A 14,282-nucleotide genomic window follows, 5' to 3' on the forward strand; every position below is an offset into this window, starting at 1 on the left:
AAGGACAATGCTATGAAGGCATTGTCCTTTTCTTTTCTCTTATCTTAAAAAGTGTTTAAATCGATCCACTTCATCGTCATGACCAATGACAATTAATATATCTCCTGCTTGAATATTCTCCGTAGCCCGAGGGGATACGATAACTTCTTTACCTCGTTTAATTGCTACAATATTCAATCCAAACTTCGCACGAATATCTAATTCAATTAAAGAGTGCCCATCAATTTTTTTATTCGCAATAATCTCTACAATACTATGCTCATCTGAAAGCTCAAGGTAGTCTAACACATTGCTTGATGCAATATTATTAGCAATCCTTTTCCCCATATCACGTTCTGGATGCACAATATGATCTGCACCTATTTTACTTAACACTTTTTCATGATAATCATTTTGAGCTTTTACAGTAATATTTTTTACACCCAACTCTTTCAAAATCAAAGTAGTTAAAATACTTGAATTTAAATTATCTCCAATAGCAACGACTACGTGATCAAAATTTCGAATACCAAGGCTTTTTAATACCATCTCATCTGTTGAATCTGCAATTACAGCATGCGAAGCTATATTTGCAAATTCATTAATTTTATCCTCATCTGAATCGATTGCCATTACTTCCATACCTAATTGAGCTAGTTCTCGGCAAATACTTCCACCAAAGCGACCAAGTCCAATGACAGCAAATTCTTTTTCTTTCTCACCCACAGGAATTCCTCCAATAACTTCAAGTACTATTTATTTTCAGTGTAACACACTTTATATGCGTCACAAAAACTGTAATTAGCTCTTATTTTTGTTTTTGTATATAAAAATATTGTTGCAAGTAAAAAGCGATACCAACAAGTAACATAGCAAATACAAATATATTTCCAAACGAACTAAATGTTTCAAAAACGAATAATAATGTTTCTTGACCAAAAAAGGCAAATAGGAGCTGTATGAATGCAAATAACAACGCCCATATGTAATGATGTTGATGGAATAAATAATGCGTTGCACCTAAAAAAGCAATAAACGAAAAGATAAAGATCCACCAATTTTCTAAAAATAGTTGCCAACTAGAAAATTGATATCCATTTACTAATATCGCAATAAGCGCGATAACTGCCATCGTCGGCACACTCCAAAATAATGCCCGTCCTCTAAAGAAACGAGTGCCTTTAACATCTCCTTTTTCATGTGCAATATATGTTAGTACTACTGTGCTTATATACAAAACAGAAAGAATTGTTAAAACGATAATAAGCCAAAAATGTAATTGATAATATTCATGTTCTATATTTGTCACGATTGCAGCTAACATACATGGAATTAACATTCCCGTCCAACCATCTACTTTTCTTTCATTCCAAAAGACCGTATTACCAATCCTTATTCCTAACAACATAAAAATAATGATACCCAATACAAATAACGTAGTTTTATTCCCTACTAAACTCGTTGAGAAAGCAATTAATCCAATAAATAAAAAGAGCACAAACCCATTCATAATTTCTAGTACAGGTGATAAATATCTCTTCACCCATTTGTATGTTTCGTCATATTCATTATTATCTACTAAACGATAGGCATAAAAACTTATCCCAAAATAAACCGCCGCAATAATAACATACGCATATAAGACGAAACATAAAATCGCACTGCTAATTTGCACGTAATTCCCCACCCTTTTTTCTATGTTTCACATTGATTTTACACACTTTTCATACTAAAAGTAAACATATATAAGTTAGTCAAATAATTAATAATGAGCAGTGGCTAAAAACCCCCTGCTCATTATTAAAACAGTCCAATTAACTTTATTCTTTCATTTGTATGTAAATGTCTAAAATCAATCTATACGAGCGTTACTTACACCTCAGAACAAAAAGTTTTTTGGAACCTTCATTAAAGCGGAAGTTTTATTTTCTATTCCCTTTCCACTTTACATATTGGCTTAAAAATGTAATTGCCTTTTCAATCACTTCTTCGTCTGGTTTTAATTTCGCATGATGTAAACCATATTCTGAATTTACTCCAAGCCAAAACATAAATCCAGGGATTTCTCGAAGCATATAACCAAAATCTTCACCTGTCATTGCCTCAGTGCATTTAATAACATTCATATCTGTTTGTTTATGTACAAATTGCATAAACTCTCTCGTTAACTCTTCATGGTTATATACTTGATGATACATTGCTCCGTAATCTATAATCGCCTCACACTGGAAAGAAGCTTCGATACCTGCAACAATTGCCTCAATTCTGCTTTTCACACGCTTCATTGATTCCACTGATAATGTTCGAATCGTTCCTTCTAAACGAGATTTTTCTGCAATAATATTTTGAACCGTACCACCTGTAATTTTCCCGATTGTAATTACTGCACTATCAAGAGGATTTACATTGCGACTAATAACGGATTGAAGCTGTGTAACAAGATGACTCGCTGCAACAATCATATCATTTGCAGTATGCGGATAGGCAGCATGGCCACCTTTCCCTTTTAAATCAATATATAATTCTGAAGTATTAGCAAATAACAGTCCTTCTTTCGTTGCAATTGTCCCTACAGCGTATTCTGGTGCAATATGAAGACCAAGAATTATATTTGGTTTCCATTCTTTTAACTCTTCACTTTCTAACATAGGAAGAGCACCGCCTGGTCCTTCTTCTGCTGGCTGGAATAGAAATACAAGGTCATCATCTATTCTTTCGCTCACAGCTTTCGTTAGAAGGCCTAAACCGATTGTTGTATGTACATCGTGGCCACATGCATGCATCATTCCTTCATGAATAGAAGCAAACTCATATCCAGTTTCCTCTGTAATTGGCAGACCGTCTATATCTGCACGATAACCTATTATTTTTTCTGGATTTCTTCCATTTACTTTAACGATTACACCCGTTTTCCATGTCTTCACTTCCACAAATTCATGAGAAAGTGTTCCTATATAATCTAAAATATACTGTTGTGTTTTCCATTCCTTAAATCCGATTTCTGGAATTCTATGTAGATCTCTACGAATTTGGACAAATTTGCTTACTGTCATTTTTGCACCTCTATCTATAAAAAGCGTAAGAGCCCATTTACGCTCTTACGCTTTTTTTGCTTTTTATTTCTCTGGGTTTAATTGACGAAGCTCTTGTTTAATTTCTGTTTTTGCTTTTGTCTTCTCATCAATTTCTTTAATTACACGTGCTGGAGTACCTGCAACAACTGTGTATGGAGGCACATCTTCTGTTACAACAGCTCCCGCTGCTACAACTGCACCTTTACCTACTGTAACACCCTCTAAAACAACTACGTTTGCACCGATTACTACATCATCTTCAACGATAACTGGTTTTGCAGAAGGTGGCTCAATAACACCTGCAAGTACAGCACCTGCACCTACGTGACAGTTTTTACCGACTGTTGCACGTCCACCAAGTACTGCGTTCATGTCGATCATAGAACCTTCACCAATTACAGCACCAATGTTAATTGTTGCATTCATCATAATTACAGCGTTGTCACCAATTTCAACATGGTCACGAATAATAGCACCTGGCTCGATGCGAGCTTTAATACCTTTTAAATCAAGCATTGGAATTGCAGAATTACGACGATCGTTTTCTACAACGTAGTCAACGATGTGCTTATTATTCTCATCAAGAATTGTCTTAATTTCAGACCATTCTCCGAATAATACACCTGATTTTTTATTCACAAATGCTTGTACTGTTTCAGGGAATGTTACTTCTTTTAAATCCCCTTTTATGTATACCTTTACAGGAGTTTTCTTTTCACTTTTTTGAATAAACGAAATAATTTCGTTAGCGTCCATCATTTTCATTCTTGTTGCCTCCTAAATCCATTTATAATGTTACTCTACCAAACGAAAGAGCGAGTAGCAAGATAATAATCTTATTTTTCCCTTTGAATTTCTTCTATAATTTCTAAAAATGCTTGTACTTGCTTCAACTGTCTTGCCGAGTCACTTGTTAACAACCATGTTTCTCTCGTCAGTTGAACAGGTGTTTTATACATATTTTCCTGTACTTCCTTTAAAACAGTAGAAGGTAAAAGGGCGTAACCTATACCATTTAAAACAAGTTGTTTGCATGTTTCAATTTGGTCAACTACAATCGTTCGCTTAGGCGGATTAGAAAATAAACCATACCACCAATTTTGTATTTGTCCATAATAAGTTGAGTCACTTTTAAATTGAATAAACGGTCTATTTGTTTCTTTTAGCATCGAAATATCTTTTATTTCTTTATCAACTAAATACAGTTCATCTTCAAATAATTGTTGCTTTTGACCTTTATATTCTTGTGTTCCCCTCAGTATAGCAACATGAACGTCTCCTTCATAAAACTGCTTTTGCACTTCACTACTCCATCCAGTAAACAGCGATATCTTTACAGAAGGATATTTATGCACAAACTTTTTCAAAACAGGAGGGAGCCAATATTGACCAATAACTGATGCAACAGCTATTTTTAACGTTCCATGAGTTTCCGTTCTAAAAACAGCTAGCTCACTTTTTATATTCTCTTCCTTTTGCAACATTTCTTTGGCATAATTTGCAACTTTTTCCCCTTCAGGCGTAATTGTCAATCCTTTTTGTGAGCGAATAAAAAACTTCATTCCCCATTGTTTCTCCATAGATTGTAATCGTTGACTCAGCGCAGGTTGGGAAACAAATAAACGTTCCGCCGCTTTTCTCATATTTGATTCCTGAGCTAACACAACCATCATTTGAAAATCATCAATTTGCAACTTTCTCCCTCTTTCCTTAGCTTCCATACACCTTATTTCAATAAGCTTTCATTCAGAAAATACAATTGTCCAGCGCAAACTTTTCTTATGTTTTATGTCTTTTTAAATATAATACATACACAAGTGATATGCACGAAAAAAAAGTGACTTCTTCGTTTCTATGAAGTCACTTTTCTCACGTTATCGATTATGTTGCCTTACTTTCTTATTCAACAATTTTAAAATAGCCCGACGTGTTAAAATCCCCTCAAAATAGCCATCTTCATTAACAGCGCAAATAAAAGGATGATCAATTGTCATTTCTAAAGCTTTTGCAAATGAATCTTCTAATTTAAGAAAAGGTATATCTTCCTTCATCACCTGCTCTACTTTCATATCATCAAGTCTTTCAAACTCAATACGCTCTAATCCTAACATACCATCTAATATCATGGCAGTACTAATCAAACCATGTAATTTATACATTGGATCTAAGACAGGTATCGCCGAATATCCAGATTTCACAAGAACGAGTAAAGCATGTTCTAAACCATTTCCAATTTGGACATGAGCTACTTTTTCCGATGAAATCATTAAATCCTTCACAAGAATTTGTTGAAATTCGTCTTTCGGAATACTAATCATATTACATCCCCCATTTTCCCTTTTTCCTTCTTATGTTCACAACTCTATTCACATTTTATGACAGCGTTTTCATATTATTATTTTGTCCTAAATTTATTTCAATAAAAATACAATCACACAGCTATTTTAGCATACAGCACAAAAAAAAGACTACCATTCCGGTAGCGCTTAATACCCTTTATTTTTTAATCTGTAAAATAACCTTGTGATTTTTTTATATTGCATCACATCTGTCTGTTTCAAACCATTCTCAATATCTGTAAGTTCCACAGCTAAAATTTCACTTGCATAATTTTGCTGAAATAAAATATCTAGTAGTAAACTTTCTTCTTCCTTCGTTAAAACAACTTCCCTTTGCATATACCCCTCTCCTTACACTCGCATCGTTACTCTTATTATATAAAAAATTCAACCTATTTAATAGATGTAATATTCAGTTTTTATTAAAAGATATGTAGCAATCTTAAACATACAAAAAATCATTTCGTATATCGATTTGCATAGCTAAACGCCGCATAAGCATCCGGCTTAATTTTTGCAGTTAATCCCATCGCTCGAATTTTTTCTGTCATATCTAAAATAAATTCTTTTGTTAAACCATCATTCCCAATGTCTAAATGAATTTCCATTATGAATCCAGCCCCATCTTGAGCATAAGGATGCAATAACTCCCATATTGTTTGTATATGAGTAGGTGTAAATAGACATGCGATTTCTTGACTAAACTGCGTTTCTAAATATATTTTCTCACGTAAGGTTGCTGGCTTATCTTTTACTGATCTATGGTGTAAACAACCCCAGGCACCTTTTCCAACACGATGAATATGGATCGCTGTAATAAACCTCGTATCCTTTTGATGTGCTTGCGAGTCTGTCCCAATGGATAATCGATATAAATTTCGTGGATCCTTTTCAATGAAACTACAAATACGGTTAAAGACCATATCAAAATTTAAATGTCTCTCTGAAACATTGTAAAATTTATGTGCACCGTCCACAGAGTCACGTCCTTTCAATTAGACAGACTTTTCGTATTCTCATTGTATGGGACAAAAACTAAAATTATAACTTCCTATCCTTTATTCGTTTCAATATTTCGAATTACAAAGTGACAAACTTGACACGTATAAATTACATTTTGATTAGATTGAGCCGTTAATACATGAATAATCTCAGCAGAACTTTGACAATTAGGACAAATCACAACTGGTAAACGTTCCATACGATAACCTCCTAGTTATATTTCTCCCGCTATTTGCAGAACCCAGCAATTGTGAGAGGTTTAGCTTCACATATTCACCCGGTTGACGGGACTACTTATCCACATGGATAAGCAAACTTGCACGGATTAAATTTTCATTTTAATACCATTGTAGGAAAAATAAAAAACTTCTATACATTACGCTGGAAAGTAATAGAACTAAAAAAGGTACTGCCATATGGCAGTACCTTTTTTATATGTATCAAGAAATGATATCGTAAATCTCAATTGCAACCATGTCGATATTATCGAATTGGTACACTTGAGGTTTTTCACCTTGTTGATACACTTCTAACTCATACATTTCACTTTTATCGAAAAATTTCACGCTACATTTGCGCTCACCGTTCACTTCAAAATAGCGTTGTGCTACTTCACCGCTTTCAGCTTGTTCTTGTAGACTAACAAGTCGAGTTAAAATTCCTTGGAGTAGAGACATGAAATCTCTCCTTTCTCTGATCTTCCTACCAATAGGTTTTACAGCTATACTCATTCTATCCGTCATAACAGAAAAAATGTTCCACACTCTAGGATAAAGGTTATTAGCCAGAAACTCAACTAAAATTTGTCGAAATGCGAAGGAAAAAACAGAAAGAACATATTTCCCCTTCTTTATTGCGGTTTTTATACTGGAAGAATATAATAAAAAACAGAAAAAGGGAGGAATTACAATGAAAAAAATTGAGGTTTATACACAACCTGATTGTCCGCCATGTGTTATTGTGAAAGAATTTTTGAAGCATAATAACGTTGCATATGAAGAATTTGACGTAAAAAAAGACGCTGCTGCTCGCAACCGTCTTTTAAACGACTATGATTCCTATTCAACTCCAACAGTCGTAATTGATGGCGAAGTAGTTGCAGGTTTTCAAATTGAAAAGTTACAACAACTACTCAATATAGAATAGGAATAGGTAAATACCTATTCCTATTCTTATCCTGCTGTTTGTAGGTAGTAAAACTCCCACTAATTAAAAGTTTCACTTTATAATTGTTGCAACCTTTTTATTTCAGTTAAAAGTTCCTGACTTTCATGATATCCTGCTAACTTCCATTTATCTTGATCCCTTTTCAATGTTACAATTTGATATTGTCCACTTTTTGTCCGCTCATATACATATAAATTTTTATGCTCTTGATCATACGACATTTTCGTTTCTGAATTAAAAGAAAACGGTGCTTCTTTTGCCGGAAGTAAATATTCACCACTTTGTTTATCACTTCTGCTATTTTCATCTGTAAATACTTGAAGGAAATTATCTGTAAAATACGGTGATAACGTCTCTATCATCTTATTCATCGGCAAATGCTTCCCACGAATTGAAAACTGGGTTTCATAGCCTTTTTGTATCGTTGTAAATACTTCTTTCCGATCGACTTCCACTTCCTCTTTTCCTAAAACAGTCGTAACACTATAACCAACTAGAAAGGCAACACATACAAATAGAACAAGCCATATTCCATATTTCCTCATTTTTTCACCTTCCTTTTAAAAGAACTTGTCTTTGTAGTATTCATTGTAACAATGATTATGCAAAGAAAGGACAGATTTCGTTCGTAAAATCTTTACAACGATAGACAGCATTTTCATCACCATTTTCACTATTACCAATTTATGATAAAAACAAACAAAAAATGCACGAATCTCTTCGTGCATTAAAATAAAACATCTTCTTCATATAAATATTCATAAGATAAATCTATAAATAAAAAGTTGTCATCATCAATCGGGAAAGAAAATGTTCGTACCATTTCTCCCGTTTCAATATCTGCATATAAATCTGAAAGCCTCGCCTTATTCTCAAAACGCATTTTCATTATATTCTCGAGAAAATACGGGCGCCAGCTCCAGTTCTTCATATAATAATCCGGCATCACAATCCATTCTCCATCTTTTTTCATAACATTTCCTGATTGTTGGAAACCATCTTCATTACAAATAAATATACGAAAACTACACTGTGATACACTTTGACTAAATTGTAATAACCAATCATTTATATCTTCATTCTTTTTTTGTTTTGATAAAACATCGCCAATGCGATCGCGTAACATCTCTGTTAAATTATAAATTTTTTGTAACTTCTTCTTTTCATGCTGAATAAACTGATGACATTCATTACCTAGTCGCTCTTTCAAAACATTCGTTTCAATAAAATCAGGTAAACATTCTTTTAAATAATTACCTTGATAATATCTTCCGCCGTTCTTCCAAGCATATTGCAGTTGATAAAAAGCATCTATTTCTTCATATAATAAAGTTGCACCAATTCTTCTAGCAAGTAATGATAAAGAATATAAAATATCTTGATAAGATTGTAAAAGTGCTGTTTGCCTTAAGTTCGTTAAATCTACTTTTAAAATATCAGGTGCTAACACGCTAATACGCTCTAAATTACTTGTGCCCGTTCCGACTTTATTAATCGAAATTTGAATACCATATGTACGATAATACATAAGCAAATGATTAAATTGCTCTATATCTTCTTTACATTCATGCTCTGTAATCTCTAAAACAATTTGTTTTAAATTTAAACCTTGTTCTTCATACCTCAATAAAAGTTGAAGCAAGCTTTCATCATCATCATTCATTAATACATTAGCATTCCGATGTATAAATAATAATAATTTTTGATCGCTTTCTAAATAACGATTTAAAGCTTTTTCTACTATAATATTATCCGCTTCCAGTTGAAATTCACTTGGAATCGAATCATCGTGAAAGAAAGAAGCTAAACTTTGTATGCCCTCTTCTGTTTGAATACGTCCTACTACTTCGTATCCAATTACAGTATGCTCATCAGCACTAAAAATAGCTTGATAATAAGGAAGGACTTTATCCAAGTTACTCATTACATCTAATGCATCTATCAACGTGCTTCCCTCCCTTTACTTTTCAAAAATTATAACATGATATTTACGGAAAAATAATAAAAAATCCCTTCAGTTTTCCTGAAGGGATTAGAGGGGTAAAATGCTAAGGGGAATTAGCAATTCTACTATGAAGAAAAAAGAGGTCTTAAATATAACGTATATATGACCTCTTGTAAACACTTTTCTTTCATATGTCACAATTCCGTCACATTTAACCATAAAAAATGAATCAATCATTCATTTTTTTATCCCTTTTAAAATGGATATTGATGTAAATGTTGTCCTCCATCCATTGTCATGCAAGTTCCATTTATGTACGCAGCTTCATCTGAACATAAATAATAAGCTAGACCAGCGATTTCTTCTGGCGTACCCAGCCTTCCAAGCGGAACACTTTGTATCGTACGCTTAGCCATTTCTTCTGAAATCCATAATTTATCAGCACCGCCCGTACGTTCAATTGGTCCTGGCGCGATAGCGTTAACTCGTATTCCATATTTACGCCCCCACTCAACAGCGAGCGTCTTCGTCATCGCTAATACCCCTGCCTTCGCTGCAGCCGAATGAATCACTCCTGGACCTGCATCCCATGCATACGTTGCTACCATGTTAATGATATTCCCTTTTATACCTTTTTCAATCCAATATTTTCCGACAGCATGACTACAGTAAAACGTACCGTTTAACACAATATTAATGACTGAATTCCAGCCATTCACAGATAAATCTTCTGCTGGACAAATAAAGTTTCCAGCTGCATTATTTATTAAAACATCAATTCTACCAAACTTCTCATCAATCTGTTCAATCATTTTCTGAATGTCATCCGTATTTCTTACATCCATTTGTACAGGTAATACTTGCCCTGGAAATTGTTCAATTTCCAACTTTGTTTCCTCTAGTTTTTCCTTTGTACGTCCTGTAATAACAACTCGTGCCCCTTCTTTTGCAAAACGAGTCGCCATTCCTTTTCCCATTCCACTCGATCCACCTGTTATAATAACTACCTTTTCTTTCACATACATCCCCTCCAAAAAATGAATACACATTCATTTTATCACTTTATTTAATAGAAATCTTTATATTTTTAAACTTTTCTGATATTTTAACGTAAAGAACTTTCTTTTCATTCATTTTTTTTCGTAATCTATACTAATTTTTTATTATGTAAAGTATATTTTTAAATAAACTGAAAGGAGATTTGAGTAGCCTGTAAATGGAATAAAAACATTGAGGTATACTCATATTTTTATGAAGCACATTACAAGAAGAAATTTTTTAAAAATTGGTATGCGTACTTGTCTCTATTCATTTATAACCAGTGGCATCGGATACTACTATGCTAAATATATAGAACCCCATTTCATTTCTTTTACACAGCACACATTAAAATCACAACTCATCCCAAAAAGTTTTCATGGTATGAAAATTCTTCAATTCAGCGATTTACATCTCGGATACTATTTCTCGCTTCAACATTTATCTCAAGTTGTTTCTAAAATTAATGCTGTAAATCCAGATATTGTCCTTTTTACCGGAGATCTCATTGATAATTATCAAACGTATACTGACACTCCTTTCGTCGCATCCATTTTAAAAAATATACAAGCCCCCTTCGGTAAATTCGCTATTTATGGTAACCATGATCACGGTGGATATGGAACTGAATACTATGAGCACATCATGCGTGAATCAGGATTTGAACTATTGCTAAATAGTGAAAAAAGAATTCGTCTAATGGATAATAGTGAAATTTCTATTTTCGGTCTCGATGATATACTACTAGGCAAACCAAAAATAGAGAAAACATTACAACATGCACGGCAAAATACTTATAACATCGTTCTTGTTCACGAGCCAGATATCGCGCCGCAAATTTCCAAATATCCAATCAACTTGCAACTTTCTGGTCATAGCCATGGCGGACAAGTACAAATTCCTTTTTTAGGAGCTATTATTACACCATCACTCGCCAAAGACTATATTGAAGGCTTCTATACGATGCAGGATTTAACTCTCTATGTCAATCGAGGCCTCGGAAGAACACGTGTCCCATTTCGTTTTATGTCAAAACCTGAAATCACAATTTTCACACTCCAATATTCGTAATAATTCGCCTATTTTCTTACATATCCTTTCTTGTACGCGCTCATCCATGTTTCGTTTACCATATGATAAAAGTGAGTCCAATAAAGGAGGTATGTTCATGTATCCATATTATCAACCAATTCCAGTCCGTTCAGCACCTATTGGTCCAGTAGGCGACTCACGCTTCTTCCCGTTTTTTGGCGTTCCCTTTCTAGCTGGAATTGCTGGTGGATTGCTCGGCGGAGCATTAGCTTTCGGCCCTCGACCATTTTATCCACCTTATCCACCACCTTTCCCGCCGCCAGCACCTTATCCTTGTTACGGTGGACCATGTCAGCAACCATACTATTACTAGGTTAAAATAACGATTCTTTCAAATATTATTCTCTCAACGAGCTATCTCATTACACGCTTATAATAAAACTATTGTTTCTACTCATCCTTCCATTTTTGGAGCATATGAGTAGAAAAAAGTAAAAACCTCTTATGGACATAAGAGGTTTTTACTTTTTTTCATTATTCGGCGTCTGTATTTTGATACGCCATCTTAAACAACTTCACTTGGCTATCAATTTCTTCTGTACTACCATTAATAACATAATAGTAATCACCATCTTTATTTTGTTCACGTGTTTTCACATTATCAGCTAATGTAAGCTGTAAAATCGCCTTAATTCGTGCCTTCATTTCAATATCTAATATCGGGAAAGATATTTCCACTCGCTTCTCCATATTTCGCGTCATCAAATCAGCTGAAGATAAATATATTTTCTCCTCCCCATTATGATGGAAATAATAAATACGGCTATGTTCTAAATATCTTCCAACAACACTAACTACACGAATATTTTCACTTACATTTGGAATACCAGGTCTTAAACAACATGTTCCTCGAACAATGAGCTCTACCTTTACTCCAGCTTGTGATGCTTCGTACATTTTTTTTATTAACGGTTTATCTGTTAATGAATTCATCTTAGCGATAATATATCCATTTCCATATTGCCTATGATAACGGATTTCTTCATCTATTAAATCCATAAATTGCTCTCTTATATCAAATGGGGCAACCGATAAATGATGAAAATGTGGCTTTGTTGTATAACCACTTAAATAATTAAAGAAATTGGTTGCATCGACCCCAAAATCTTTTCTTGATGTAATATATCCAAAATCAGTATATAACTTCGCTGTTGCATCATTATAGTTCCCAGTTCCGAGATGTACGAACCTTTCGATTTTTCCGTTTTTTCTCCTTACAACTAGCGTAATTTTACTATGTGTTTTCAAGTGACTGACACCGTAAATAACATGACAGCCTGCCTGTTCCAATTCTTTAGCCCAGTGAACATTGTTTTCTTCATCAAACCTTGCCTTTAATTCAACTAATACCGTCACTTGTTTTCCCTTTTCAGCCGCTATCTTTAACGCCTGAATAATCGGTGAATCACCACTTACACGATATAACGTTTGTTTAATCGCAAGTACATTCGGATCGTCTGCCGCATCACGGACAAAATCAACTACCGGCTGAAATGATTCAAAAGGATGATGTAATAAAATATCATGCTCAATTGCTTTTTCAAATACATCTTCTTCATCACCTAAATCTTGAGGCGGTTGCGGAATAAGAGCCGGATATACAAGATGTTCATATAAAGGAGCTAGTTTTTTATATAAAGAAAACAAACATGTTAAATCTAATGGACCATCCATTATATATACATCTTCATCTTTTACTTCCAGAACCTCATATAATAACGCTAATACTCTTTCATCAATGTGTTCTTTCCCAACTTCTAAACGTACAGCAGCCCCCCACTTACGCTTTTTTAATTCTTTTTCAATTACCTTTAATAAATCTCTCGCACCTTCTTCATGAATCGTTAAATCTGCATTGCGTGTAATACGGAAACGAGTAACAGATGATACTGTATATCCCGTAAATAATTTATGAGTAAAGCTACTAATTACGTCTTCTAATAAAATAAATTTATGCTTTTGCCCTTCGCTCGGTAAAATTATAAAGCGCTCAAGTAATGAAGGAACTTGTACAATTCCTAACTTCGTCCTGTTTTCTTCTTCCGCTTGCTTCTCATCATATAAAAGAGTAGCTAAATTCAAACTTTTGTTTAATAACATTGGAAATGGGCGATATGCATCAATAGCTACAGGAGTTAACACCGGAAAAATTTGCTCATCAAAATACTCTTCTATAAATTCTCGCTGCTCTTTCGTCAAATCATTGAATGTTAAACGTTCAATTCCCTCTAATTCAAGCGCTGGCAATACATAATTTTTAAATGTATCATATTGTACTGTCATTAGTGCATGGGCTTTTATCGCAATTTTATTTAATTGCTTTTTTGGTGTTAAGCCAGCTTTATTTTCTGGTTGGTTAAATCCAGCACTCACTTGATCCTTTAATCCCGCTACGCGTACCATAAAAAATTCATCTAAATTCGAACTAAAAATACTAATAAATTTCAATCTTTCCAAAAGTGGATTATTTGCATCTTGCGCTTCTTGTAAGACACGTTCATTAAATGCTAACCAACTTAGCTCTCGATTATTGTAATAAGCTGTATCATTTAAATTTACTGCATTCCCCTTCAATAATTCCATTCTCTTCACACTTCCCCTTGAAACTTTTTTACTATAATTTAGTTACTTTTATTTTAGCAAATT

Annotated in this window: 17 protein-coding genes; 3 read left to right on the plus strand and 14 right to left on the minus strand. The window is 33.9% G+C overall.

What is annotated here, in order from left to right; genetic code table 11:
* Window positions 1-39: 39 nt before the first annotated feature.
* The 10 genes from ACTJJY_RS09920 to ACTJJY_RS09965 all read right to left on the minus strand — a co-directional run bounded on the left by ACTJJY_RS09920 (window position 40) and on the right by ACTJJY_RS09965 (window position 7,071).
* Complete coding sequence (locus ACTJJY_RS09920) at window positions 40-705, minus strand: potassium channel family protein (RefSeq protein ID WP_000504032.1); 666 nt, start codon at window positions 703-705, stop codon at window positions 40-42.
* 82 nt (window positions 706-787) lie between these two features.
* Window positions 788-1,654 (minus strand): hypothetical protein, encoded by an 867-nt coding sequence (locus tag ACTJJY_RS09925; protein WP_001167322.1) that lies wholly within the window; start codon window positions 1,652-1,654, stop codon window positions 788-790.
* A 247-nt stretch (window positions 1,655-1,901) separates the two neighbouring features.
* The gene (locus ACTJJY_RS09930; protein WP_440605438.1) at window positions 1,902-3,032 is read right to left on the minus strand and encodes an N-acetyldiaminopimelate deacetylase; all 1,131 of its coding nucleotides are present in this window, start codon (window positions 3,030-3,032) and stop codon (window positions 1,902-1,904) included.
* Window positions 3,033-3,095: 63 nt separating this feature from the next.
* A complete protein-coding gene (gene dapD, locus ACTJJY_RS09935) occupies window positions 3,096-3,818 on the minus strand; it encodes a 2,3,4,5-tetrahydropyridine-2,6-dicarboxylate N-acetyltransferase (RefSeq protein ID WP_000783241.1) in 723 nt (240 codons plus the stop codon).
* Window positions 3,819-3,889: 71 nt separating this feature from the next.
* Complete coding sequence (locus tag ACTJJY_RS09940) at window positions 3,890-4,774, minus strand: LysR family transcriptional regulator (RefSeq protein WP_089171699.1); 885 nt, start codon at window positions 4,772-4,774, stop codon at window positions 3,890-3,892.
* A gap of 153 nt (window positions 4,775-4,927) precedes the next feature.
* Window positions 4,928-5,371, minus strand: coding sequence for a cyclic-di-AMP-binding protein CbpB (gene cbpB, locus ACTJJY_RS09945; protein WP_098033169.1), 444 nt, complete (start codon window positions 5,369-5,371; stop codon window positions 4,928-4,930).
* Between the two features lie 168 nt (window positions 5,372-5,539).
* On the minus strand, window positions 5,540-5,731 hold the full coding sequence (abbA, locus tag ACTJJY_RS09950; protein ID WP_001188692.1) for an antirepressor AbbA: 192 nt from the start codon (window positions 5,729-5,731) through the stop codon (window positions 5,540-5,542).
* Between the two features lie 119 nt (window positions 5,732-5,850).
* Window positions 5,851-6,369 carry a ribonuclease H-like YkuK family protein gene (locus tag ACTJJY_RS09955; protein ID WP_000348489.1) on the minus strand — a complete coding sequence of 173 codons (519 nt, stop codon included), beginning with the start codon at window positions 6,367-6,369 and terminating at the stop codon, window positions 5,851-5,853.
* Window positions 6,370-6,443: 74 nt separating this feature from the next.
* Complete coding sequence (locus ACTJJY_RS09960; protein WP_000440540.1) at window positions 6,444-6,593, minus strand: hypothetical protein; 150 nt, start codon at window positions 6,591-6,593, stop codon at window positions 6,444-6,446.
* A 241-nt stretch (window positions 6,594-6,834) separates the two neighbouring features.
* A complete protein-coding gene (locus tag ACTJJY_RS09965) occupies window positions 6,835-7,071 on the minus strand; it encodes a YkuJ family protein (protein WP_000055151.1) in 237 nt (78 codons plus the stop codon).
* 232 nt (window positions 7,072-7,303) lie between these two features.
* On the opposite strand from ACTJJY_RS09965, the gene ACTJJY_RS09970 reads away from it, so the two are divergent.
* Window positions 7,304-7,540: a glutaredoxin family protein gene (locus ACTJJY_RS09970; RefSeq protein WP_000717873.1), complete on the plus strand. Its 237-nt coding sequence runs from the start codon at window positions 7,304-7,306 to the stop codon at window positions 7,538-7,540.
* 77 nt (window positions 7,541-7,617) lie between these two features.
* Here the strand turns inward: ACTJJY_RS09970 and ACTJJY_RS09975 are convergent, their stop codons facing one another.
* The 3 genes from ACTJJY_RS09975 to fadH all read right to left on the minus strand — a co-directional run bounded on the left by ACTJJY_RS09975 (window position 7,618) and on the right by fadH (window position 10,525).
* On the minus strand, window positions 7,618-8,106 hold the full coding sequence (locus tag ACTJJY_RS09975; protein WP_001233805.1) for a DUF3993 domain-containing protein: 489 nt from the start codon (window positions 8,104-8,106) through the stop codon (window positions 7,618-7,620).
* Between the two features lie 182 nt (window positions 8,107-8,288).
* The gene (locus tag ACTJJY_RS09980) at window positions 8,289-9,506 is read right to left on the minus strand and encodes an EAL domain-containing protein (RefSeq protein WP_000564306.1); all 1,218 of its coding nucleotides are present in this window, start codon (window positions 9,504-9,506) and stop codon (window positions 8,289-8,291) included.
* A 254-nt stretch (window positions 9,507-9,760) separates the two neighbouring features.
* On the minus strand, window positions 9,761-10,525 hold the full coding sequence (gene fadH, locus ACTJJY_RS09985; protein ID WP_000660913.1) for a 2,4-dienoyl-CoA reductase: 765 nt from the start codon (window positions 10,523-10,525) through the stop codon (window positions 9,761-9,763).
* A gap of 232 nt (window positions 10,526-10,757) precedes the next feature.
* Here fadH and ACTJJY_RS09990 point away from each other — a divergent pair, with 232 nt between their 5' ends.
* A complete protein-coding gene (locus tag ACTJJY_RS09990; protein WP_065486095.1) occupies window positions 10,758-11,615 on the plus strand; it encodes a metallophosphoesterase in 858 nt (285 codons plus the stop codon).
* A gap of 97 nt (window positions 11,616-11,712) precedes the next feature.
* On the plus strand, window positions 11,713-11,949 hold the full coding sequence (locus ACTJJY_RS09995; protein WP_000283738.1) for a hypothetical protein: 237 nt from the start codon (window positions 11,713-11,715) through the stop codon (window positions 11,947-11,949).
* Window positions 11,950-12,110: 161 nt separating this feature from the next.
* Here ACTJJY_RS09995 and ACTJJY_RS10000 read toward each other — a convergent pair whose 3' ends face one another.
* Entirely contained in the window at window positions 12,111-14,219 is a 2,109-nt protein-coding gene (locus ACTJJY_RS10000) for a polyphosphate kinase (protein WP_000421680.1), read from the minus strand.
* Window positions 14,220-14,282: the final 63 nt, after the last annotated feature.

Origin of the sequence: Bacillus sp. 22475, from assembly GCF_052044835.1 — a bacterium.
In the GTDB taxonomy this organism is placed as follows: Bacteria; Bacillota; Bacilli; order Bacillales; family Bacillaceae_G; genus Bacillus_A; species Bacillus_A cereus.